The organism is Rhizobium sp. CG4 (assembly GCF_023701965.1).
In the GTDB taxonomy this organism is placed as follows: domain Bacteria; phylum Pseudomonadota; class Alphaproteobacteria; order Rhizobiales; family Rhizobiaceae; genus Agrobacterium.
Genome location: NZ_JABAEG010000001.1, coordinates 466,966 through 489,632, shown reverse-complemented (window position 1 = coordinate 489,632; position 22,667 = coordinate 466,966). Strand labels below are relative to the sequence as shown.

Below are 22,667 nucleotides of genomic sequence, written 5' to 3'. Positions count from 1 at the left end.
TCATTGCCCCAGTCTTTCCAGCAGGGCAGGCACATGCACCTGATCTGCCTTGTAGTTGCCGGTCAACATATACATCATGATATTCACGCCAGAGCGGAACGCATGTTCACGCTGCACTTCATCCGGAGGCACGGTTGGCAGCGAAGGCGCACCATTGTCGTCAATCGCCCATGCGCCCGCAAAATCATTGCCGGTGATCAGAATAGGTGTCACGCCATCGCCTGACGAAGACAGGCCGGACGTGGTCTTTCCAGAATCCTGGCGGGATTCGACCCAAAGCGGGCTGCCGTTGTAACGGCCGGGAAAGTTGGTCAGCAGATAGAATGAACGGGTCAGTACGTGATCTTCCGGTGTTGGTTCCAGCGGTGGGATGTCGATATTGGCGAGAATGGCCTGAAGGCGTTCGCCATTGGCGCTGGTACCACCACCGTTGCCCAGCGAGGTGAATTGGTCGCGTGTGTCAAACAACACAGTGCCGCCGGCGCGCATATAGGCATCGATGCGGGAGATCGCGGCACTGGATGGCATCGGTGCGGTGGCAGAAATCGGCCAATAGATGATCGGATAGAAGGACAATTCATCCTTTGAAATATCAAGACCAACCGGTGCGCCGGGTTCCAGCGTCGTGCGCCAGGTCAGGAACTCGCTCAGGCCCTGCAGACCACGCTTCGAGATGTCATCGACATCACTTTCACCCGTGATGACGTAAGCGAGGTGCGTGGTGTCAAGCCGTTCAAAAATCGCTTCATCGCCGGGTTTCGGATCATCAGCACGGGCCGTGTCCGGTGCCAGTATTGACAGTGCTGCCATGAAGGCAAGCATCACGGCAGCAGCCGAGCCTCTGGCACGGGGAAGACGGGCAAAGGCACCATTTATGAATAGCATGATCAGGCTGTCGGCGATCAGCAGCAGGAATGCCGCAATGAACAGAGCGGGGCGCAGGGAGTGGGCTGTTTCACCGATCAACCCTTCGCGCAGCACAGGCAGATTGGCAAGCGAGGCATCCAGCGGCGCAAGTTTTGCACCTGCTGGTAAAAGGTTGAGGGCCACGAAGCCATCCTCTGTGCCGTACAGGCCGGGTGGGGTTTCGAAATTTGCGATCGGCGTTTGACCGGGACGGTTTTCCAGCGGACGTGCCGTACCGGTTTCAGTGGTCAGTGTGCCATCTGCCATCAGCAGGCGATAAGGGGCAAGGCTGCCAACGGCGCTGCCTTCTGCTGTTGCTCCCGCGGCTTTTGACAATTGTACGAGACGGCGTAGCATTTCCACGAAATGTCCAGAAATCGGCAGGTCCGACCATGTGGCTTCCGCGCTGATGTGGAACAACACGATGCGGCCGGCGCCGTTTTCACGCATGGTTACCAATGGCGTTCCATCGGCAAGGCTTGCCCATGTCCGTTCTGCGAGATCAGGTGTTGGCTCTGCCAGCACCTGGCGTTTGACCAACACACCGTCGGCTTTTGGCATGCCCGCGAACGCACCAAAGTTAGGGAAATCGGCAAGCGGCTGTGGTTCTGCCCATGACAGGGCGCCACCCAGGGTGCGCTCACCCTGACGAAGGGTTACCGGTACCAGCGGGTCATCGGCGGGGGCTGCGGCAAGGCGTGGACCAGCAAAACGGATCAATGTGCCACCACGCTGCAACCAGCGTTGTAGCGGCTCATAGGTTTCGGCTGGCAGGCGACCAATGTCGGCCATGACGATGACGGAGGGGTTAGCCTGCAAGATTTCAGGAATGGCAACCGAAAGGTCAGGCTGTCTCTGCTCGATCAGGTCGGCATAGGGCTGCAGGGCGCGGCTGATGTAAAACAATGGCAGCAGCAGCGGCTGGAAGTCGCTGCCGGTATCGCCGGCAAGCAGTGCGACACGGCGACGGCGAAAACCATCATCCAGCAAATGCACGGAACCTGCTGTTGACAGACCTTCGATCGAAAGACGGGCGAAATCGTTACGCAGTTCGAAAGGCGCTTCGATGGTGCCGGTTGCCTCATCAGCGCCAGCGGCAAAAGCTGCCGTTCCGGCGCCAAGCGTGCGGCCTTGGCTGTCCTGCGCATTCACCGTCAGATTTTCTGCATCCGTTGTGTTCAGGCGGGCAATGGAAAGCGACATGGAATCGGCGCCATTGGTGGCAGTCGTAATGGCGGAAATCTGTTTGCCGTCACCTTCGATCAACCGTAGCTCCGAAGGTGAGAGGCTGGCAAGATCAGCCAGTGCGTCCTGATCCGTTGGCGTTGCAATGCCATCTGCGACAAAAACCAATGTACCGGGCGAGGTGCCGTTCAATGCCTCGGTCACGGATTCTGCGGTCTTGAACCGGTCTGGAACCAGGGGCCGCGGTTTTGCAGCGGCCAGTTTTTCGCGCGCCACAGCCGCGGTTGTCGGCACGGCGTCATTGCTGGTTTCGGCGGTAAAGCTGATCGACACCGGCACATCGGCCCGCTCGGCATCGTCTATGATCGCCGATACGGTCTGCACGCGACGTTCCCAGTCAATGGAGGTCGCCCAGCCATTATCGACCACCAACACCAGCGGACCACCACTGGCCACGGACGTGTTGCGCGGGTTAAGGACGGGATCGGCCAGTGCCAGAATGACCAAGGCCGCCAGAACCATGCGCAGCAAGGTTAGCCACCAAGGACTTTGCGACGGCGTTTCCTCACGTTTCAATACCGTGGCAAGGATTTTGAGTGGTGGAAAGACCTCCGCCTTGGGGCGTGGAGGCGTCAGCCGCAACAGCCACCAGATGGCGGGCAGGGCAGCGAGACCAATGAGAATATAGGGATTGGTGAAGAGGAAAGGCAGGGCGCTCATGTGCGACCTCCACCTACAGCACCGGCCGGAGAACCGGACAGATACATGTGCATCGTCACCAGCGCTTCGGATGCCAGATGGTCGGTGCGGTGAAACACGAAATTCCAGCCCATGCGACGCAGTGCTGAACCAAGCGCATCACGGCGGGCGAAATAGGCGCGGGTATAATCCTGCTTGATGGTTTCGGCGCGGCCTGACACCAGCTTCTCACCGGTTTCGGGATCGGAAAATTCGGTTCTGCCGCTGTAGGGGAAAGTCTCTTCTGCGGGGTCGGCAATTTCCACCACATGTCCGCGTAAACCACGGCGTGCTAAGGGCGAAATACGCTCCATGACACTTGCCGCATCATCCAGGAAGTCGCCGATCAGCACGATATCGCTTGCGCCCTTGATCATGTTGGTTTCCGGCAAGCCGCCAGTCATTGGTGCATGCATGAGGGCAGCGGCCAGTCGTTCGGCGGCGTTGCGTGCCGAGACCGGTTCCATGATGCCGGGACAACCGATCCTTTCACCGGAGCGGGCCAGAATTTCCGCCAATGCCAGCATCAGCACCAATGCCCGGCTTTCTTTCGATACCGGTGACAGTGTCGACTTGAACATCATCGATGGCGACAGGTCGGCCCACAACCAGATTGTATGGGCTGCTTCCCATTCCCGGTCACGCACATAGGTATGATCATCGCGGGCGGAGCGGCGCCAGTCGATGCGAGACAGGCTTTCACCCTCGGCATAGGGGCGGAATTGCCAGAAGTTCTCACCGATGCCACGTTTGCGGCGGCCGTGCCAGCCGGCAATCACAGTGTTGGCGATGCGTTTGGCTTCCACCATACAATCCGGCACCAGACTTGCGCGCTGGCGCGCGCGCGCCAGAACCTCGGGGCCTGGGGTCTTCTCGACGATCTGACCAATGGATGCCACTTGCGCTCCTTTTCTGCCCCTGAGGGTCAGCCTTTGGCTTGCGCCACAAGTCCTGCAATTACATCACGAACCGACATGCCCTCGGCTCTGGCAGCGAAGGTCAATGCCATGCGGTGTTCCAGTACAGGTTCCGCAAGGGCATAAACATCGTCCAGCGACGGCGCGAGACGGCCTTCGTAAAGCGCACGCGCACGCGCCGTCAGCATCAGCGACTGGCCGGCACGTGGGCCTGGACCCCAGGCGACATTCTTGTCGGTCAGTGCATTGCCGTGACCGGGACGTGCCGAACGCACCAGTGACAGGATGCCATCAACAACCTTGTCGCTGACAGGCATCTGGCGAATGAGGGTCTGGATTTCTATCAGGCGTTCCGCGTCAATCACGCGGCGTGCTTCACCTGATGTGGTGCCGGTGGTGTCGAGCAGGATCTGGCGCTCGGCGGCAAGGTCCGGATAATCAACGTCGACTTGCAGAAGGAAGCGGTCAAGCTGGGCTTCTGGAAGTGGGTAGGTGCCTTCCTGCTCCAGTGGGTTCTGGGTGGCCAGAACGTGGAATGGTTTGGGCAAATCATAACGTTGGCCCGCGACGGTAATGTGGTATTCCTGCATGGATTGCAGCAAAGCGGACTGGGTGCGCGGGCTGGCGCGGTTGATTTCGTCGGCCATCAACAGCTGGGCAAAGACCGGTCCCTTGATGAAACGGAAAGAGCGGCGCCCGCTCTCATCTTGGTCCATCACTTCCGAACCGACAATATCTGACGGCATGAGGTCGGGTGTAAATTGGATACGATTGGCATCAAGGCCAAGTGTCGTGCCAAGCGTCGTCACCAGCTTTGTCTTGGCAAGGCCGGGAACACCGACCAGCAGCGCGTGGCCACCAGACAAAATGGCGAGCAAGGTATTCTGGACGACTTTTTCCTGACCGAAAATGACCTTGGAAACATCAGCCCGGATGGCTGCAATATCTGCCAGCGCCTTTTCGGCTGCCGCGATAATCGCCTTTTCATCGAGGGCTTCGCTGGTGTTCATCATGCCCATGTCGCTCTCCTCAACATTTTCATCGAACCGTTCGGCTCATCCTGCGGTTCCGGCGAATCGTGGCTTTAAATCACGTTTCGGTTCATCATATCCAAGTAACGTGCTGTAAGTCATTGTTTTATCGTATACCATGGCCGTATAACCGCTGCACGCTGTTACGCGGCATAGTTTAAGTCGTTTTCTGCACTGCATATAGCTTATTGCCATCCTGACGGCTGACAAGCATGTTTCAAATGACTATCTCGTTACTCATGTTCCATTACGTGTAAAGCGGGACTCGAATATGGCAAGCGAAACGATAAATTCGGCGAAAGATGCGGCAGGTCTTGCTGCCCTGATTTCTCGCGCAGCGGAGCAAACGGGTGATAAACCGCGTGGGCCGGCCCCAGTCGAGCGCTGGAATCCACCATTTTGTGGTGATCTCGATATGGAAATCAGGGCGGATGGCACCTGGTTTTATATGGGCACGCCCATTGGCCGGGCGCCGCTGGTACGGCTGTTTTCCACTGTTTTGCGAAAAGACGAAGATGGTAAAACATATCTTGTGACGCCTGTGGAAAAAGTGGGGATCAAGGTGGTGGATGCACCGTTTCTTGCCGTCGAGATGATGGTGACGAAAGAGGGTGTTAAACAACAACTGACATTCCGGACCAATGTGGGGGATGTGGTGGCTGTTGGAAAAGATAATCCGCTCCGTTTTGAAATCCACGGTGAAAATCACGAATTGAAACCCTATCTGCTGGTACGAGGTCGGCTTGAAGCCCTGGTTTCAAGAGCGGTTATGTATGATCTGGCAGCACTAGGAGAGGCGATGGACATCGACGGTACCGAGATGTTCTGCGTTCGATCAAGTGACGATGTTTTTCCAGTCATGCCGATGAATGAACTGGATATGTTGTCGAAATGAGTGATGTGATGCAGTTTTCCGCGGGCGAATTTCGCCGTCGCGTGCTCTCAATGAATGAAGACTCTTTCGAGACGGCGGGCGTGAATGGCGACCACCGTTTGAACCCTGCCGTGCGCTTTTCCATTGATGGCGTCAAACTGAAGGATGCGGCAGTGCTGGTGCCTGTCGTCGATGATGGCAATGAGGCGCGGGTGATTTTTACACAGCGCACGTCAACGCTGCGCAAACATTCCGGGCAGATAGCCTTTCCCGGTGGCGGTATCGATGAAGAAGATGAAAATGCCGAAATTGCTGCGCTGCGGGAGGCTGAAGAAGAAATAGGGCTGCCACGTTCATTTGTCGAGCCGTTGGCCGTTTTACCGGATTACGTGTCCGGCACCGGTTTCCGCATCAAGCCTGTTCTGTCTGTTGTAAAACCCGGTTTTGATCTGATCCTCAACCCGGCAGAGGTTGATGAGGTATTTGAAGTACCGCTGTCTTTTCTGATGAATCCCGACAATCACGTGCTTGCCAGCCGGATGTTTCAGGGCCATGAGAGGCACTTCTACGAGATGCCTTACGGCGAACGTTACATATGGGGCATTACGGCGGGTATCGTCCGCATGATTTATGAAAGGCTATACGCATGAACAGCATTGCCGGGCAGGACTGGTTTTCCAAACCGGCCCTTCAGCGCATTCTTGGTCTGCTGAACGCTGATGGCGGCGAGGCAAGGATTGTGGGGGGCGCAATCCGCAATGCTCTTATGGATATGCCGGTTGGCGATATCGATATTGCCACGACATTGCTGCCGCAGGATGTGGTGGAACGGGCGAAAGATGCGGGAATCAAATCCGTCCCGACAGGCATTGAGCATGGCACCGTCACGTTGGTTCTGGAGGGGGAAGGTTACGAGGTAACCACCCTGCGCCGCGACGTGGCGACTGACGGCCGACGTGCTGACGTTGCGTTCGGAACCGACTGGCAGGTTGATGCCGAGCGCCGAGACCTGACAATCAACGGCCTGTATGCCGATGTCGAAGGCAACATTATCGACCTGATCAATGGTCTGCCAGACATTGAAACCCGAACCGTGCGCTTTATTGGCGACGCGGCAACCCGGGTGGCAGAAGACTATCTGCGTGTACTGCGCTTCTTCCGGTTTTTTGCCTGGTACGGGTCCGGTCGTCCGGACGCGGACGGGCTCCGGGCAAGCGCACGTGCCAAAGACAAGCTGTCGACCCTGTCGGCCGAGCGTGTTTGGAGCGAGTTGAAGAAACTGTTGTCAGCACCGGATCCGTCGCGTTCGCTTTTGTGGATGCGGCAGTCTGGCGTCCTGGCGCAGGTGCTGCCGGAGACGGAAAAGTGGGGCATCGATTCTATCCATGGCCTCGTTGCTGCCGAGCAGTCTTTGAATTGGTCGGTCGACCCGTTGATACGCCTTGCGGCGATTATCCCGCCTGACGTGGCAAGAGTTGAAGCCATGGCCAGCAGGCTGCGGATGTCGAAAAACGAAACCAACCGGCTGTTGTTGTGGGCGGGTGCCCAGACACCCGACGCTACCATGGCAGAAACGGCACTTGATCGTCTACTTTATCGGCAGGGTAAGGATGGGGTAGTGATGCGGCTGAAACTTGCGCTGGCTGCGGCCCGTGCTGATGTGTCGGCGGGTGAAGAGGCGATGCGCAAAGTCGCCCGACTATTGACGCTCAACAATCGAGCAAACGCGTTTGTCAAGCCGGCCTTTCCGTTGACCGGTGCCGATGTGCTGGCAGAAGGCGTTGCTGCAGGACCGCGTGTGGGCGAGGTGCTTTCTGCGCTGGAAGACAAGTGGGTTGAGGTCAACTTCTCACTTGACCGGGCGGCATTGACCGCCCGATTGAAAACCATGCTGCAGGATTAACAAGTCAGGCCGCATTCGCTTCGCTGCGAATACGCGCCTTGATGTTCTCAACCATGTTTTCACGAATAATCGTTTCACCATGAGCGGTGCGCATGTGCTCAACTGTACGGCGCACCACTTCGGCGTCGTCGTCGGCACGTGTGTGCCATGCGCAACCGGGCACCAGTGTGCCACATTCAAATAGTCGCATTTTGAAACTCCCTGTTCAAAAGGCAGGGAAGAAAGCCAGATTTTTAGCCCTGCCTGTTATGTAACGAGCTGTTACCGGTTATGTTCCGGCTTACTCAGGCATCGCCCAGCATTGGAAAACCGATGGGCTGCACATGGATGATACGCGAGTAAGTCCCTCGTCATCATTTGCCGCCACCAGTGCTTCCGGATTGATGTCGCCGGAAAGGGTGCGTTTAACCTGCTCCACATAGAACGCATGTGGCAGATCACGATCACCGCTTGCGCGGAGTTCCGTCGCAAGACGATCAATCAATTCAGGTGTTTCGATTGAATGTGGTTGGGCTTTGGGGGACGCGGACAACTGCATGCTGTTTGAAGTAATCATGACGATAGCTCCTCCAGTACGTCTGGCTGGAGACTAACACCACTCATGCATTTCATTAACCCCTAATTATAGGGGTTTCGGTGAAATATTCGTGAAGATTAATATTATGACTGCCACCAAACCAGCGTGCGCCATTTTGGTGCTCCATACAGCTCTGGAGCACTCATAAAGGGTCGATTGACGAGCCTGTTTTTGCTACCCGTTTCAGGTCATTGTTATCGTGGTTTTTTCGCCGACACGCCGGTCGTTTCAGCGAAGATTTTATGGCCAGCGGACGACCGGTGGCAGGGACGACAGGATGGATTCCACATTGCCACCGGTTTTTAGTCCAAAAAGTGTGCCGCGGTCGTAGAGCAGATTGAACTCCACATAACGGCCACGCTGGATCAGCTGCTCGTCACGATCATTTTCCGTCCATGGCGTATTGAAATTGCTGCGTACAATCTTCGGGTAAACCAGATTGAAGGCGCGACCGACATCCTGAACGAAGGCAAAATTAGCATTCCAGTCGCCCTTTTCTTCATCGGGGTGCAGCCAGTCGAAAAAAATGCCGCCGATACCGCGCGCTTCATTGCGATGTTTGACGAAGAAATAGTCTTCGCACCACTTCTTATAATGTGGGTAATCTGCAACCGGATGGCGGCGACAGGTGATTTCCATGGCTTTGTGGAAAAGCTGGCTATCGCCATCTTCCTGCGTGCGGCGGCGTGCCAGCATAGGCGTCAAGTCTGCACCACCACCGAACCAATGACTGGATGTGACCACCATGCGTGTGTTCATATGGACAGTCGGTACGTTGGGATTGACCGGGTGGGCGATTAGCGAGATGCCGGAGGCCCAGAAAGTTGGATCTTCCTCGGCGCCTGGGATCTGCGAGCGGAAATCTGGCGAAAATTCGCCGTGCACTGTTGAGGTGTGGACGCCGACCTTTTCAAACACGCGGCCTTCCATCATCGACATGCGGCCACCGCCGCCAGCCCCGCCTTCGCGTTGCCAGTCCTTGGCGACGAAGTAACCCGGTTCCTGGTCAGAAAGCGGTCCCTGAAGTTCGCGTTCCAGGTTTTCAAAGGATGCGCAGATGGTGTCGCGCAGGCTTTCAAACCAGGCGCGTGCCGCTTCCTTCTTGTCCTCAATGTCTTCTGGCAAGCCCTTGGGCATTTGCGGCCGGTCCATGTCCGCTCTCCTGCATGTTTTGCGCGCGAACGCCTGACGTTGATTCGCCTATATTGTCGCCGCTTTATCAGGCGCGAGGCTTGCGCACAATTTCGACTCGCCAATCGCCCTTCGCCAGAATATCCTATTGGCAGAGGTGAATGTCATGACGAAATTTACCGGACCGCCACCGCTGGACGGCCTAAAACGGCGTATTAACGCCCATCGCAGGGAACAAGCCCTTGTCGGGGAGGGCGCAAAAAAACACGGCATGTTCGTGCGCCAGACATTTTGTCTCACCCGCGAGGATGCTCGCGCCAAGGCGCGTGAATGGTTCGACGCCTTTCCCAAGGCCGCCTACTGGACAGAGGTGGAAAGCTGGCGTCAGCTGGAAGGGGATCGCATCGAATTTACCATGCGTCGCCTGCCGTCTGCCGACTGACCGTCAAAATCAGACTTAAAACCCAACCTGACGCAACACTTCGCCAGTTATCATGGCGGCCGACATGGCAACGTTGATGGAACGTTGACCTTCGATCATTGGAATGATGATGCGTTCATCGGCCTTGTCATGCACATGATCAGGCACCCCGGCACTTTCGCGGCCAAACAACAGAATATCGTCTGGCTTGTATTGGATGTCTGTATAGGGAAGGGCAGCCTTGGTGGAGGCGAGAACCAGACGGCGTCCAGTGGTTGCCCGCCACTCTTCAAAATGTGTCCAGCTGATATGGCGCGTCAAAGCAGCAACGGCCAGATAGTCCATGCCGGCACGTTTGAGGTTGCGGTCGGAAATATCAAAACCGGCTGGTTCAATGATGTCGACGGCAATGCCAAGACAGGCGGAAAGTCTCAGGATCGTTCCTGTGTTGCCGGGAATATCGGGTTGATAAAGGGCGATCCTGATGTCGGGCATGTGTTTTCCAATTGCAAGAATTGCGAGGCGGTTACCACGACAGATTGTGCCTGAAAAGCCACAACCATTCAGTGGGGCAGTGTCATATTGACGGAGCGTGTCTCGTGGCCCCTAGGCAGACAACGTTTTTTGATTTAAAAGGTGGCATCTTCAACGCCAAAAAGGGAGGTTCACCATGAATATATCTGTTCGCCGTCACCTTCCGTTTCCCGTGGGCTTTCTTCGAGCCTAGGCGTTAACGCGGAACTTACGCGGTTTCTCACTCTTTTCAGTATCGTCATGTGGCTGTCGTGGCCGCATTCCATGATTTTCCCGTTCGCGGTCCCGGTTTTCTCCGTGAGTTCGCATTTCGGGTGCATTTTCTTCGGAGCTTGGCCATGTTCGGCTGGTTTGAAAAACGTCTTGATCCATTTCCCTCTTCGACGCCGGTGGCTCCGGCTCCGAAGTTGCTACCCTTTCTGTGGCATTATACAAAACCGGCTGCACCCTGGCTGCTGTTGCTTGGCTTGATGTCGATGGGCATCGCTATTGCCGAGGTCATGCTCTACCAGTTTTTGGGTAACATTGTTGACTGGCTAGCAACGGCGAACCGCGAAACATTCCTGCAGGATGAAGGCTGGCATCTGATCGGTATGGCCGCACTTGTGTTGATTGCCCTGCCGCTTATGGGTGCCTTGCACACCATGACCATGCACCAGACCTTGGCTGGTAACTTTGGAATGATCGCCCGCTGGCAGATGCATCGGTTTCTGCTGCGCCACTCCATGACCTTCTTTGCAAACGAGTTTGCGGGTCGCGTGTCGACCAAAGTCATGCAGACGGCCCTTGCGATCCGTGAAGTGGCACTCAAGGTTATCGATGTGTTCGTGTACGCGATCAGCTTCGTTGTTTCGATGCTGTTTCTTGTTGCAGCCGCAGACATTCGTCTGGTGCTGCCGCTACTTGCATGGCTTTGTTTCTACATTCTTATTCTGGTGTATTTCGTTCCAAAACTGGGGCGTTTGGCCAAGGAGCAGGCTGATGCGCGTTCGTTGATGACCGGGCGTATCGTCGACAGCTACACCAATATTTCGACGATCAAGCTGTTTTCACATGCTGGGCGTGAAGAGGTTTATGCACGTGATGGCATGAACATGTTTCTGGAAACCGTGCATCGCCAGATGCGCAAGATTTCCGGCTTCAACATTCTCATCGATCTCAACAATGCCTTTGTGTTGTTTTCGACCGCCAGCCTCGGCCTTTATTTCTGGCTGAACGGTTCGGTGACGACAGGTGCTGTTGCCGTGGCGATCGGTCTTTCCATGCGCGTTAATGGCATGTCGCAATGGATCATGTGGGAAGTGACATCGCTGTTTGAAAACATCGGTACTGTCTATGACGGCATGGGCATGATGACCAAAGCGCATGATATCGTCGACAAGGCAGATGCGCCTGCATTGGCAGCACCAAGAGGTGCCATCAGCTATGAGCATGTGCAGTTCCATTACGGAAAGGCACGGGCTGAAGGGACAAAGGGCGTTATCGACAATCTGACCCTGGAGATTCGTGCCGGTGAAAAGGTTGGTCTTGTCGGTCGTTCCGGCGCCGGTAAAACCACGCTGATGAACCTGCTTCTGCGCTTCTATGATCTTGAAGACGGACGTATAACCATTGACGGACAGGATATCTCGACCGTTTCGCAGGACAGTCTGCGTTCGTTAATCGGTGTGGTGACGCAGGATACCTCGCTTCTTCACCGTTCGATCCGTGACAACATTGCTTACGGTCATCCGGGGGCAACGGATTTGCAGATCATCGAGGCTGCAAAACGCGCCAATGCGTGGGACTTCATCGAAACGCTGGAGGACATGCATGGTCGCACCGGTCTCGATGCGCAGGTGGGTGAACGTGGTGTCAAGCTTTCGGGTGGTCAGCGTCAGCGTATCGCTATTGCCCGTGTGTTCCTGAAGGATGCTCCGATCCTCATTCTGGACGAGGCGACATCGGCACTCGATTCCGAGGTGGAAGCTGCCATTCAGGAAAACCTGTTTGCCTTGATGCAGGGCAAGACGGTTATTGCGATTGCTCACCGGCTTTCGACACTGACAGAAATGGACCGGCTGATCATTCTGGATCGTGGCCATATCGTTGAGGCTGGATCGCATGGCGAATTGGTTGAAAAAGGCGGCATTTATGCCGATCTTTGGCACCGGCAGTCCGGCGGCTTCATCCAGGACAATGATGACGACGTTGCTGCGGAATAACAAACAAAAGGGCGGGGCATTCCCCGCCCTTTTGTATTTGATCATTACCAAAATATAAGGTGGCAGGCTGCTTTGCGTCTTCGTGGAAAAGGCCTATATCCGTGACATGGTGATTTCGAAGCTTTTCAACTTTTTCGAGAACTGGATCCAGCCTTTCGCCCGAAAGGATGATCTGAGGCCACCTGAAACCACATCTGGTTTTATCTGGTTTTATATTTCGCAGGCCAAGGCACCCTTTATTGCCATGCTGATTCTCGGCGGAATGACCGCGGCCATTGAGGCTGCGTTGTTCTGGTTCGTCGGGCGGCTGGTGGATGTGCTTGCCAGTGTCAACCCCGGCGACGGCTGGGCGGGATTATTAAGCCAGCATGGCCCCGAACTTGTCGGCATGCTGGTGTTGATCGCCGTGGTGCGGTTTGTTGTTGCTTTGCTGACTGCGCTGACCGACCAGCAGATTATCACGCCAGGTTTCTACAATCTGGTGCGTTGGCAATCCTACATGCATGTCGCACGGCAATCGCTGAGCTTTTTCCAGAATGACTTTTCCGGACGAATCGTCACCAAGGTCTGGTCGGGCGGGCAGGCGACGGGTGACCTAGTAACGTCGCTGATGGAAAGCGTGTGGTTCGTTGGCATTTATTCCGTTTCGACCCTCGTCCTTATTGGTGGGCTGGACTGGCGTCTGGCGGCGGTAATCTTTGTCTGGGTTGGTGTGTTTTCGCTACTGGCGCGTTATTTCGTGCCGCGCATCCGCTACCATTCCAAGGAAACGGCCGAAGCGGCCTCGATGCTGAGTGGCCGCATGGTTGACGCCTACAGCAACATCCAGACGCTGCGCCTGTTTGGCCGCGACGATGCCAATGATCGTTACATGCGGCAGGGTTTTGATATTTTTCAGCAGACAACGCTGATGTTCACACGCTTCATCACCGGTGTCAGAGCGTCGATGGCTTTGCTTTCCGGTGTGATGATCACCTCCATGGCGGCTCTGTGTATCGATCTGTGGCTGGATGGACGGATCAGCTCTGGTGCGGTTGCGTTCACGCTGGCGCTGGTGCTGCGCCTTAACTTCCTGCTTGGTCGTTTGATGACGCAGTTTAACGGCATCATGCGCAACTTCGGCACCGTGCAGAATGCTGCGGAACTTATTTCCAAACCGATCGATCTCGTCGATGCGCCAAATGCGACCGAGCTTGTGGTGCGTCGTCCTGAAATCCGCTTTGACAATGTCTCCTTCCATTATGGAAACGGAAAGTCAGTGATCGACAAGCTCAACCTTTCGGTTGCAGCGGGTGAGAAGGTTGGCATTGTTGGTCGCTCTGGTGCCGGTAAATCGACACTCGTCAATCTTCTATTACGTTTCTACGACATCGAAAGTGGCCGCATCCTTATTGATGGGCAGGACATTTCAGAGGTGACGCAGGAAAGCCTGCGTGCCCATATCGGCATGGTGACGCAGGACACGTCACTGCTGCACCGTTCGATCAGGGAAAACATCATGTTTGGCCGCACCGACGCGACCGAGGCGCAATTGGTGGAGGCTGTACGGCGCGCAAAATCTGATGATTTTGTTGCACGTTTGGAAGATCAGCGTGGACGGCGCGGGTTTGATGCGCATGTCGGTGAACGTGGCGTGAAATTGTCGGGTGGCCAGCGTCAGCGTATCGCCATTGCGCGGGTAATGCTGAAGGATGCACCGATCCTCGTGCTGGATGAAGCAACCTCTGCCCTGGATTCCGAGGTGGAAGCGGCAATCCAGAGCAATCTCGATGATCTGATGCAGGGCAAGACCGTTCTTGCGATTGCCCATCGTCTCTCGACAATCGCGGCGCTCGACCGGCTGATTGTCATGGACAATGGCCGCATCGTGGAGCAGGGCACACATAATCAGCTGATCGGGCAGGGCGGGCTTTACGCGACACTCTGGCAGCGCCAGTCAGGTGGCTTCCTTGCCGCCGATGTCGGTTGACGACACCTAGCGCTGATTATTGTTTTTGAATGATGAATTCTGCCTCGAGGCCAAAATGGTTGGATCCCATGGCATCTGGCAGGCGCTTCAGATTGGTCATTGTTGCTGGAGCGCGGGCATAAATATGGTCGATCGGAATGCCGAATTTACCGGCCTCGATCGGCCATGTTGCCGGTTCGAAGTTGGAGATGCGCAGATTGTTGGCTTGCTGGAAACGACGCATATCTGGCGCGATGCTGGATGAGTTGAAGTCTCCTCCAACAATCAAAGGACCTTTTAAAGCCCTTATGATTCTTGAGGCGGCAAACAGTTCTTCCTCGTGATAATCGTCATAATATGGCTTCGTGACGTGCAAGGCGACCAGATTGATGGTTGTGTCTTGGACCGTAACCCTTGCGACCGCCATGCGATCGCGGCGCAGATCGCTCAAGGTAATGAATTTTGCGCCTTCCAGCGGATATTTTGAAAACACCAGAAGATCGCATGTTTCCGTGTCGACCCTGCACCCCATTCGATAGGGATAAGTTTTCGCAATGCGAGACAGATAAGGTGCAAGCGGTCTGCCTTCCATGACGTATATGACGTCGGCGCCGGAATTGGAGAGAAATTCCGCGATGCTTTTGCCATTGCGGTAATTTTCGCCCAAGACATTGAAAGAAATCAGCTTGAAGGGTTGGCCAGCAACGGTTTCGCCGGCTGGCGCAACGAATTCATACCGTAGAACCGCGGCATGCGCGGTGATTGCGATGGCCCAGACAAAAAGCAACAACAGGTAACGGCTTCTCAAAACGACAAATAGCACAATGGCTGCGAGTGCGCCGACGATGCCGATGTGAAGCTGGAAGCTGTAGGTGAATGAAAAAAGCCAGTGATCCCTGACGTAACGAAGACTTCCGGCGAAAAGAAATAGGGTCAGTAAAACAGAAAAAATGCAGGTTAGCCGTGTTTTCATCAATCATTCCGAGCCGCAGCGACAAGCGACTGTTGTTAACATGGGGTATGCATGGGCACAATCACGGGCGGAGGAAGTGAAGCGTCTGATTCGTCAGCTGAAGACCCGATGTCATGGCATGAGAACGACAGTGGCCTAAATAATGCTCTGTGAGGGTGGAATTACGGCCGTATTGTGGTGTTCCCTCTTGCCAAAGGTTGGGATATTTTGCGATCAAACAATTATGCGTGAATTCGATTGGCGCATATTGGCCAGGACTTTTTGGGATGGAGTTGTCTTGGATCAAATAGCAGTGGGAGGAATCATGCGATTTTCGGCACATTTAGCGCAGAGGATGGTGTAGCGGTGAGCGAACACGTAACAAATAATCATGCGTCGGGTGAACCCACTCGTCGCGATTTTCTTTATCTAGCAACTGGTATGGCGGGTGTTGTCGGGGCTGCGGCTGTTGCATGGCCGTTCATCGACCAGATGCGTCCAGATGCATCGACGTTGGCTCTTGCTTCTATTGATGTTGATGTTTCCAGCCTCGAACCCGGCATGTCGCTCACTGTAAAGTGGCGTGGCAAGCCTGTGTTCATCCGTAACCGTACAGAAAAGGAAATCGAAGAGGCAAAGGCCGTTGCGCTTGCTGACCTCAAGGATCCTGTTGCGCGTAATGCCAACGTTGCTGCCGACGCGCAGGCAACGGATGTTGACCGCTCTGCTGGTGAAGGAAAGGAAAACTGGATCGTGATGATCGGTTCCTGTACCCATCTTGGTTGCGTTCCGCTCGGTCAGGCTGGCGATTTCGGCGGGTGGTTCTGTCCCTGCCATGGTTCTCATTACGATACGGCGGGCCGTATTCGTAAAGGCCCAGCGCCTGAGAACCTGCATATTCCGACGTTTGCTTTTGCATCCGATACCGTCATCAAGATCGGATAAAGGGACAGAATATTATGAGTGGTCATTCCAGTTATCAGCCGTCCACCGGCTTAGAAAGATGGATCGATTCCCGGCTGCCGCTGCCGCGCTTGATCTATGACAGCTTTGTCGCCTATCCGGTTCCGCGCAACCTGAACTATGCCTACACTTTCGGTGCTATGCTTTCGGTTATGCTGATCGTGCAGATCCTGACCGGCGTTGTGCTGGCCATGCATTATGCCGCCGAAACAACGGTTGCCTTTAACTCCGTCGAGAAGATCATGCGTGACGTCAACCACGGTTGGCTGTTGCGTTACATGCACGCCAACGGCGCGTCGTTCTTCTTCATTGCCGTTTATCTCCATATTGCCCGTGGTCTCTACTACGGCTCCTACAAGGCGCCACGCGAAATCCTCTGGATCCTCGGCTGTGTCATCTACCTCCTGATGATGGCAACCGGCTTCATGGGTTACGTTCTGCCTTGGGGTCAGATGTCCTTCTGGGGCGCTACGGTTATCACCGGCTTCTTCACAGCCTTCCCGCTGATCGGTGAATGGTTGCAGCAGTTCCTGCTTGGCGGCTTTGCCGTTGACCAGCCAACGCTGAACCGCTTCTTTGCGCTGCACTATCTGCTGCCGTTCATGATTGCAGGTGTTGTCATTCTGCACGTATGGGCACTGCACGTCACCGGCCAGACCAACCCGACCGGTGTTGAAGTCAAGAGCAAGACCGATACGGTTCCGTTTACACCTTATGCAACGCTCAAGGATGCATTCGGCGTTTCCGTCTTCCTGATCGTCTATGCCTGGTTCATCTTCTACATGCCGAACTATCTCGGCCATCCGGACAACTACATTCCCGCTGATGCCCTGAAGACCCCGGCACACATCGTTCCAGAATGGTACTACCTACCGTTCTACGCCATGCTGCGTGCTATCACCTTCAATGTCGGCCCGATCGATTCCAAGCTCGGTGGCGTTCTGGTGATGTTCGGTGCGATCATCGTTCTGTTCTTCCTGCCCTGGTTGGATACATCGAAGGTTCGTTCGGCTGTGTACCGTCCATGGTACAAGATGCTTTTCTGGGTCTTCGTCGTAAACGCAATCTTCCTTGGCTGGCTCGGTTCGCAGCCTGCTGAAGGCAGCGGCTTGATCGGTCTGATCTTCGGTGGCGATCTGAAGGGCAACTATGTTGGCTTCTCTCAGCTGGGTACCCTTTATTATTTCGGTTTCTTCCTGGTGATCATGCCGGTTCTGGGCCTCGTGGAAAAACCACGGCGTATTCCGAATTCGATTACGGAAGCAGTGTTGGAAAAGAGTGGCAAAACCGCTTCCGCTCCAGCGTCTGCCCAGGCGTAACGGTGGCGACAGAGAGGAATTGAAATTATGAAAAAGCTTGTATCAAGCGTTCTGTCGTTGACCTTGGCTATCGGACTTGGCGTCGGTGCAGCATTTGCTGCAGAAGAAGGTCATGAAGAGGGTGGAACTCCGCATTACCCGATCCATAAGCCGAAGAATCTCGAGTGGAGCTTTGCCGGTCCATTCGGCAAATACGACAAGGGGCAGCTTCAGCGTGGCCTCAAGGTTTACAAGGAAGTCTGTTCGGCCTGTCATTCGATGAGCCTCGTTTCCTTCCGCACACTGGAAGATCTGGGCTACTCGGATGATCAGATAAAGGCATTTGCTGCCGAGTATGAAGTGCAGGACGGGCCTAACGGTGACGGTGAAATGTTCACCCGCAAGGCTGTTCCATCCGACCACTTCCCATCGCCATACCCGAACCACGAAGCTGCTGCTGCATCGAACAATGGTGCCGCACCGCCTGATATGTCGCTGCTTGCCAAGGCACGCGGTATAACTCGTGGCTTCCCGCTGTTCGTGTTCGACATTTTCACGCAGTATCAGGAAGGTGGCCCGGATTACATCTACTCGCTGCTGACTGGATATGTTGACCCGCCGGAAGGCGTGGAAGTGGCTGAAGGCACCCACTACAACCCATACTTTGCCAATGCTGCTGCCCTTGCCATGGCGCCACCGATCTCTGACGATCAGGTGACCTACGATGATGGTTCGCCGCAGACGCTCGACCAGTATTCCAAGGATGTTTCGGCCTTCCTGATGTGGGCTGCAGAGCCGCATCTGGAAGAACGCAAGCGCACCGGCTTTATGGTCATGGTGTTCCTGGCGATCTTTACCGCGCTGATTTACCTGACGAAGAAGTCGGTCTACGCACGCAAAGAACACTAAGCTGCAATAGCTGAGGTTTGGAAATCAAAGCCCCCACGGTCACGCAGACTGCGGGGGCTTTTTGTATTCACCGTTAGTTCATTGGATTTTCATCCGGAATCGGGCAGGGCTTTGCGGGACGATTTTCGAGGAGGTTCAACATGGCAATAACGTTTCTTGGCGGTTGTCTTTGTGGTGCGGTTCGGTTTGAAGCGCTGGGAGAACCACAAAACCCGCACACATGCTCCTGCGAGTGGTGCCAGCGTCAATCCGGCGCAACGAGCCTGACATGGGTGGAGTTTGCCAAGAACGATGTCCGCTGGACAGGTGAGGCGGGCGAGCCAGTCCTTTACCGTTCTTCGGATTATTCTTCCCGTGCATTTTGCGGCCAATGTGGCAGCACTCTTGGTGCCATTGATGATGCGCCGACCGTGGCACTGGTGTTCGGCGTCTTCGATAACAAGAGCGATCCTGTCTTGCAGCCGACTGCACATTCCTTTGAAGATCTTTGTCCTGCTTGGGCCAAGGTGCAGGGCATGGCTGCTGAATGAACCGTCTGCAGGGTACCGCTGCTGTTGCAACCCTTTTTAGTTGGTTCAGCCGTTCTGACTTGATAATGTACGAAAAGCTTTTCGATCAATCTCCCATTCAATTGGACATATCATGACTGCTATCGCTTCGGAGCTTTCCGCTGCCATTCGTTCCATTCCCGACTATCCGAAGCCGGGCATCATTTTCCGCGACATTACCACGCTCTTGGGCAATCCGCGGGCTTTCCGTCGTGCTGTAGACGAACTGGTTCAGCCTTATGCCGGCACAAAGATCGACAAGATTGCCGGCATGGAAGCACGCGGTTTTATTCTGGGTGGTGCCGTTGCCCACCAACTGTCTGCCGGGTTCGTGCCGATCCGTAAAAAGGGTAAGCTGCCGCACACGACTGTGCGTGTGGCCTACAGCCTGGAATACGGCGTCGATGAAATGGAAATGCACGTGGATGCAGTGCAGCCCGGCGAAAAGGTCATTCTGGTGGATGATCTGATTGCCACCGGCGGTACGGCTGAAGGCGCGGTCAAGCTGCTGCGCCAAATGGGTGCTGAAATTGTCTCGGCCTGCTTCGTGATCGACCTGCCGGATCTCGGTGGTCGCAAGAAACTCGAAGACCTCGGCGTTGATGTTCGCACACTGGTCGAGTTTTCGGGACACTGATACTCTTGCTGCGACTGACCCGTTATATTGATGGGTCAGTCATTTGGAAGGCGAGCCATGTCCAGTTTACACCGAGCGCCCTGTTGCCGACCTGAATGGACCCCGTCTCAACACGCCTCAACAGGCTGAACCCGCACTGCTTGGCTCGCTCAATCGTTTCATCCGGGCAGATAGAAAACACCGGCCGATCTAGAGGCGCTGGTCCATGGCGAAGTGACATGACCATCTTGCCACCTGAGGCGGCCATCCTGCCAAGGCTTTGCATGGCAAGCTGACGATCGCGGTCTTCAATATGCTGCCAGACGCCACATAGAGTTATCAGGTCAAAACGCCCATAGTTCTGCGCCTTTTTCAGCGTTGGCATTTTATCGTCAAGCCACTCTATGTTGGGTGAAATGTGTCCGCGCATACCGGACTCGCGCAGTTCTTTCACGGGCTCGACGGCAAGCACTCTATGTCCTGCCGCCGCAAACCATGCGGCGTCTCGTCCTGTGCCTGCACCAATATCTGCAATACGGACAGGCGTTTGCGGCAGAAGGTCAAGCAAGGGTGCATAGACCTCCGCACAATCCAGCTCATTGTAACGTGCGATGAACTCCGGCGTCGCGGACTTTGCGTAACCTTCCAAAATGTCGCTCATCTGTCCATGTCGCTGATGTTGCCCGGCGCGGTGGTTCTTCTATCAATAAACCTGCCGCTATTCGAACTCCAGTACATTGCTCTCAAACGATATGACTGTTTCGCCCTTCTGGTTCACGCCTTCATTGAAGGTGGTGTTGAGCAAAAGTCCGGGCCGCGAGGCAAGGGGGCGGGTTTCCAGCAATGTGACATAATAGGTTATGTCGTCGCCAGCATAGACCGGGCGTATCCATTTCAGCTTTCGGAAGCCCGGTGAGGGGCCGAGTTTTGGGGGGGCTATTCCCTCTGACTTAAGGCGAATGGTTTCCTTCATCCAGAATGACAGGAATGACTTCATCCAGCTGGAGCCGGTGTGCCAACCCGATGCACAAAGACCTCCAAGCACGGAGTGGTGTGCGGCTTCCGCATCCAGATGAAACGGCTGCGGATCGAATTTCGATGCAAAGCGAATAATATCGTCGGCGGAAAAGTGTAACGTTTCAAGGGTGATGCGCGTGCCGATGGGGGAAAGTTCAGCCAGCCTCATGCCACAATGCTCCCTTGATCGCGCATGGCAAACATCACGACATGTTCACCCTGACAGACGATTTCGCCACGCTGGTTGGTCAGCTCATTGCGGAATTTGACAAGACCAATGCCCGGGCGAGATGCCAGCGGTCGGTTTTCAACCACCTTGGAATGGCCGGACAGGGTATCTCCCGCCAGAACCGGACGCTTCCAGTCCAGAAACTCGATGCCGGGTGAACCCTGTGATGTGGAGTTGGAAATATAGCTGTCGCACATCATGCGCATCGACAAGGCGCAGGTATGCCATCCGGAGGCGGCAAGCCCGCCAAGAATGCTGGCACGCCCGGCTTCTTCCGATAGGTGCATGGGCTGTGGATCAAATTCTGACGCGAATTCGATAATGTCCTCGGCAGTCACCGTAACCGGGGCAAAGGGGAAAACGCGCTGCGGTGTAAAATCTTCGTAAGTGTAGATCACCTTTAAAACCTCCCATTCTCGCTTCGATCATAAAGATATTATTCCGTTTACGTAAAGGTGAATTTGTCGCCTTTGGAGATGGGGCGGGATGCTCTGGATTGTCACAGGCGAATGCAATAGAGCTTGCAACACTAGGGGAGGGTAAAAATGGGAATCAGCCTAGAAGGCTGATGCTCATTGTTCGATCCCACTCGATATACAAACATTCAGGGTGTACAGTGAACGAGCAAGTTCTCTCAGGTCTCAAGCAGGCCGCAAGCGATGGCATTATCTCTGATGCACAGGCCGATAAGCTTTTGCAATATCTCGTGGCAAAACCCGATGTCAGTACGGTCTTCCGTGATGGTGGCGAGGCTGATAGTCCAGCACATTCGGATACTGAAACACCACGGTTCGTGCGTGGTTTCCACGATATCCTGATTACAATCGGTGTTGTGGTTGTTCTGGCTGGTCTGTGGGGCGTGGCAACGGTCTTTGCCGTGTTGCCTGCGATCATTGTGCTTGCCGAAATTCTCGTGCGTCGCCAACGGCTTGCCCTGCCAGCCGTGACACTGACCATAGCGACAGCGATCGCCATGGGTGGCGTGAATGAGTATATCTACAATGCCTTCGTGGCCAATATTCCTGGAGAGGCTGCGCAAGTCTTTCTGATGGTGTTTTTGCTGCCACCGGTCATGGCGATATTCTACTGGCGATACAGGGTGCCGCTGGCACTGGCTGGTCTGTTTGTGGCTGCGGCACTGCTTGCATTGACGGGCATCTTTGTGGTGATGGAGCAGATTACTGGCTCGGCAGATGTGTTGGTTGAATATCGCCTGCTGTCGCTGATGATTTTCCTGATTGCGGCGCTCAGCCTGTTTGCCCTTGCAATGCGCTACGACCTGTCGGACCGCTACCGCGTGACGCGGCGCTCAGACATCGCCTTCTGGCTTCATCTGGCGACGGCGCCTGCCTTGCTCTATGCGCTGCTGGCATTTGTGTTCATCGGCGCCGGCGGCAGTCTATTCAGTGCAGAGGAAAGCGGGCTCTACGGCAGTGCCGTTCTGGTCATCTGCGTTGTGGTGATGCTGATGTTGATCGGCATCATTATTGATCGCAGAGCCTTCGTTACCTCGGGTCTTGTGTCGCTGATTGCCACTGTGGTGGCTGTGTTGCGGCAGGGTGAGATCAGTGGCGGTAATGCTGTGTTTGTCGCATTGTTGGCCGTTGGTGTCTTTGTCCTGATCATCGGTATTGGCTGGTCTTCGTTGCGACGTGTCGTCGTCGCGCAATTGCCAGTGGGCCTGCAGGAAAAATTGCCGCCGGTCATCTGATCCAATATCAGCGACATGAAAAAAGCCCGGACCTGTGAGGTACCTGGCTTTCTAT

23 protein-coding genes are annotated in these 22,667 nt (G+C 55.1%); 12 read left to right on the top strand and 11 right to left on the bottom strand.

The features are described 5' to 3' along the window. The 3 genes from HGO37_RS02385 to HGO37_RS02375 are packed head-to-tail and all read right to left on the bottom strand — an operon-like array spanning nt 1 to nt 4,765. Complete coding sequence (locus HGO37_RS02385) at nt 1-2,811, bottom strand: DUF4159 domain-containing protein (protein WP_250981967.1); 2,811 nt, start codon at nt 2,809-2,811, stop codon at nt 1-3. Further along, nucleotides 2,808-3,728 carry a DUF58 domain-containing protein gene (locus HGO37_RS02380; RefSeq protein WP_250981966.1) on the bottom strand — a complete coding sequence of 307 codons (921 nt, stop codon included), beginning with the start codon at nt 3,726-3,728 and terminating at the stop codon, nt 2,808-2,810. Before HGO37_RS02380 ends, HGO37_RS02385 begins: the two co-directional genes overlap by 4 nt. A gap of 26 nt (nt 3,729-3,754) precedes the next feature. Continuing rightward, a complete protein-coding gene (locus HGO37_RS02375) occupies nt 3,755-4,765 on the bottom strand; it encodes an AAA family ATPase (RefSeq protein ID WP_192488397.1) in 1,011 nt (336 codons plus the stop codon). Nucleotides 4,766-5,048: 283 nt separating this feature from the next. Between HGO37_RS02375 and HGO37_RS02370 the strand changes: the two genes are divergently transcribed. Genes HGO37_RS02370 through HGO37_RS02360 form a run of 3 tightly spaced genes read left to right on the top strand, consistent with a single transcriptional unit; the run spans nt 5,049 to nt 7,554 of the window. Continuing rightward, on the top strand, nt 5,049-5,672 hold the full coding sequence (locus HGO37_RS02370) for a DUF1285 domain-containing protein (protein WP_250981965.1): 624 nt from the start codon (nt 5,049-5,051) through the stop codon (nt 5,670-5,672). Continuing rightward, nucleotides 5,669-6,301 (top strand): CoA pyrophosphatase, encoded by a 633-nt coding sequence (locus tag HGO37_RS02365; RefSeq protein ID WP_250981964.1) that lies wholly within the window; start codon nt 5,669-5,671, stop codon nt 6,299-6,301. Before HGO37_RS02370 ends, HGO37_RS02365 begins: the two co-directional genes overlap by 4 nt. After that, the gene (locus HGO37_RS02360) at nt 6,298-7,554 is read left to right on the top strand and encodes a CCA tRNA nucleotidyltransferase (protein ID WP_250981963.1); all 1,257 of its coding nucleotides are present in this window, start codon (nt 6,298-6,300) and stop codon (nt 7,552-7,554) included. The genes HGO37_RS02365 and HGO37_RS02360 overlap by 4 nt, the downstream gene beginning before the upstream one ends. Nucleotides 7,555-7,558: 4 nt before the next feature. Here HGO37_RS02360 and HGO37_RS02355 read toward each other — a convergent pair whose 3' ends face one another. The 3 genes from HGO37_RS02355 to hemF form a co-directional block, all read right to left on the bottom strand. Further along, nucleotides 7,559-7,744, bottom strand: coding sequence for a DUF1059 domain-containing protein (locus HGO37_RS02355; protein ID WP_192488401.1), 186 nt, complete (start codon nt 7,742-7,744; stop codon nt 7,559-7,561). Between the two features lie 90 nt (nt 7,745-7,834). Next, the gene (locus HGO37_RS02350; RefSeq protein ID WP_192488402.1) at nt 7,835-8,110 is read right to left on the bottom strand and encodes a hypothetical protein; all 276 of its coding nucleotides are present in this window, start codon (nt 8,108-8,110) and stop codon (nt 7,835-7,837) included. A 261-nt stretch (nt 8,111-8,371) separates the two neighbouring features. Then, nucleotides 8,372-9,283 carry an oxygen-dependent coproporphyrinogen oxidase gene (hemF, locus tag HGO37_RS02345; RefSeq protein ID WP_250981962.1) on the bottom strand — a complete coding sequence of 304 codons (912 nt, stop codon included), beginning with the start codon at nt 9,281-9,283 and terminating at the stop codon, nt 8,372-8,374. Between the two features lie 145 nt (nt 9,284-9,428). Here hemF and HGO37_RS02340 point away from each other — a divergent pair, with 145 nt between their 5' ends. Next, entirely contained in the window at nt 9,429-9,704 is a 276-nt protein-coding gene (locus HGO37_RS02340) for a hypothetical protein (protein ID WP_192488404.1), read from the top strand. 15 nt (nt 9,705-9,719) lie between these two features. Here the strand turns inward: HGO37_RS02340 and HGO37_RS02335 are convergent, their stop codons facing one another. Beyond that, nucleotides 9,720-10,178, bottom strand: a complete 459-nt coding sequence (locus HGO37_RS02335) for a tRNA (cytidine(34)-2'-O)-methyltransferase (protein WP_250981961.1) — start codon at nt 10,176-10,178, stop codon at nt 9,720-9,722. Between the two features lie 377 nt (nt 10,179-10,555). On the opposite strand from HGO37_RS02335, the gene HGO37_RS02330 reads away from it, so the two are divergent. Continuing rightward, on the top strand, nt 10,556-12,421 hold the full coding sequence (locus HGO37_RS02330) for an ABC transporter ATP-binding protein (RefSeq protein WP_250981960.1): 1,866 nt from the start codon (nt 10,556-10,558) through the stop codon (nt 12,419-12,421). A gap of 106 nt (nt 12,422-12,527) precedes the next feature. Next, nucleotides 12,528-14,390: an ABC transporter ATP-binding protein gene (locus HGO37_RS02325; protein WP_250982395.1), complete on the top strand. Its 1,863-nt coding sequence runs from the start codon at nt 12,528-12,530 to the stop codon at nt 14,388-14,390. 16 nt (nt 14,391-14,406) lie between these two features. Here the strand turns inward: HGO37_RS02325 and HGO37_RS02320 are convergent, their stop codons facing one another. Beyond that, on the bottom strand, nt 14,407-15,342 hold the full coding sequence (locus HGO37_RS02320; protein ID WP_250981959.1) for an endonuclease/exonuclease/phosphatase family protein: 936 nt from the start codon (nt 15,340-15,342) through the stop codon (nt 14,407-14,409). Between the two features lie 345 nt (nt 15,343-15,687). Here HGO37_RS02320 and petA point away from each other — a divergent pair, with 345 nt between their 5' ends. The 5 genes from petA to HGO37_RS02295 all read left to right on the top strand — a co-directional run bounded on the left by petA (nt 15,688) and on the right by HGO37_RS02295 (nt 19,676). After that, nucleotides 15,688-16,266: a ubiquinol-cytochrome c reductase iron-sulfur subunit gene (petA, locus tag HGO37_RS02315; RefSeq protein WP_192488408.1), complete on the top strand. Its 579-nt coding sequence runs from the start codon at nt 15,688-15,690 to the stop codon at nt 16,264-16,266. 14 nt (nt 16,267-16,280) lie between these two features. Beyond that, nucleotides 16,281-17,603, top strand: a complete 1,323-nt coding sequence (locus HGO37_RS02310) for a cytochrome b (RefSeq protein ID WP_250981958.1) — start codon at nt 16,281-16,283, stop codon at nt 17,601-17,603. 27 nt (nt 17,604-17,630) lie between these two features. Next, nucleotides 17,631-18,491 (top strand): cytochrome c1, encoded by an 861-nt coding sequence (locus tag HGO37_RS02305; protein WP_192488410.1) that lies wholly within the window; start codon nt 17,631-17,633, stop codon nt 18,489-18,491. 140 nt (nt 18,492-18,631) lie between these two features. Beyond that, nucleotides 18,632-19,021, top strand: coding sequence for a GFA family protein (locus HGO37_RS02300; protein ID WP_250981957.1), 390 nt, complete (start codon nt 18,632-18,634; stop codon nt 19,019-19,021). Nucleotides 19,022-19,133: 112 nt separating this feature from the next. Then, complete coding sequence (locus tag HGO37_RS02295; RefSeq protein ID WP_192488412.1) at nt 19,134-19,676, top strand: adenine phosphoribosyltransferase; 543 nt, start codon at nt 19,134-19,136, stop codon at nt 19,674-19,676. A 22-nt stretch (nt 19,677-19,698) separates the two neighbouring features. On the opposite strand, the gene HGO37_RS02290 is transcribed toward HGO37_RS02295, so the two are convergent. From HGO37_RS02290 to HGO37_RS02280, 3 genes are read right to left on the bottom strand one after another with little or no spacing between them, the layout of a single operon-like run. After that, nucleotides 19,699-20,316, bottom strand: coding sequence for a class I SAM-dependent methyltransferase (locus HGO37_RS02290; RefSeq protein WP_250981956.1), 618 nt, complete (start codon nt 20,314-20,316; stop codon nt 19,699-19,701). 57 nt (nt 20,317-20,373) lie between these two features. Then, complete coding sequence (locus HGO37_RS02285; protein WP_250981955.1) at nt 20,374-20,841, bottom strand: MaoC family dehydratase; 468 nt, start codon at nt 20,839-20,841, stop codon at nt 20,374-20,376. Next, nucleotides 20,838-21,299: a MaoC family dehydratase gene (locus HGO37_RS02280; RefSeq protein ID WP_250981954.1), complete on the bottom strand. Its 462-nt coding sequence runs from the start codon at nt 21,297-21,299 to the stop codon at nt 20,838-20,840. The genes HGO37_RS02285 and HGO37_RS02280 overlap by 4 nt, the downstream gene beginning before the upstream one ends. Nucleotides 21,300-21,517: 218 nt before the next feature. On the opposite strand from HGO37_RS02280, the gene HGO37_RS02275 reads away from it, so the two are divergent. Then, a complete protein-coding gene (locus HGO37_RS02275) occupies nt 21,518-22,612 on the top strand; it encodes a hypothetical protein (RefSeq protein ID WP_250981953.1) in 1,095 nt (364 codons plus the stop codon). Nucleotides 22,613-22,667: the final 55 nt, after the last annotated feature.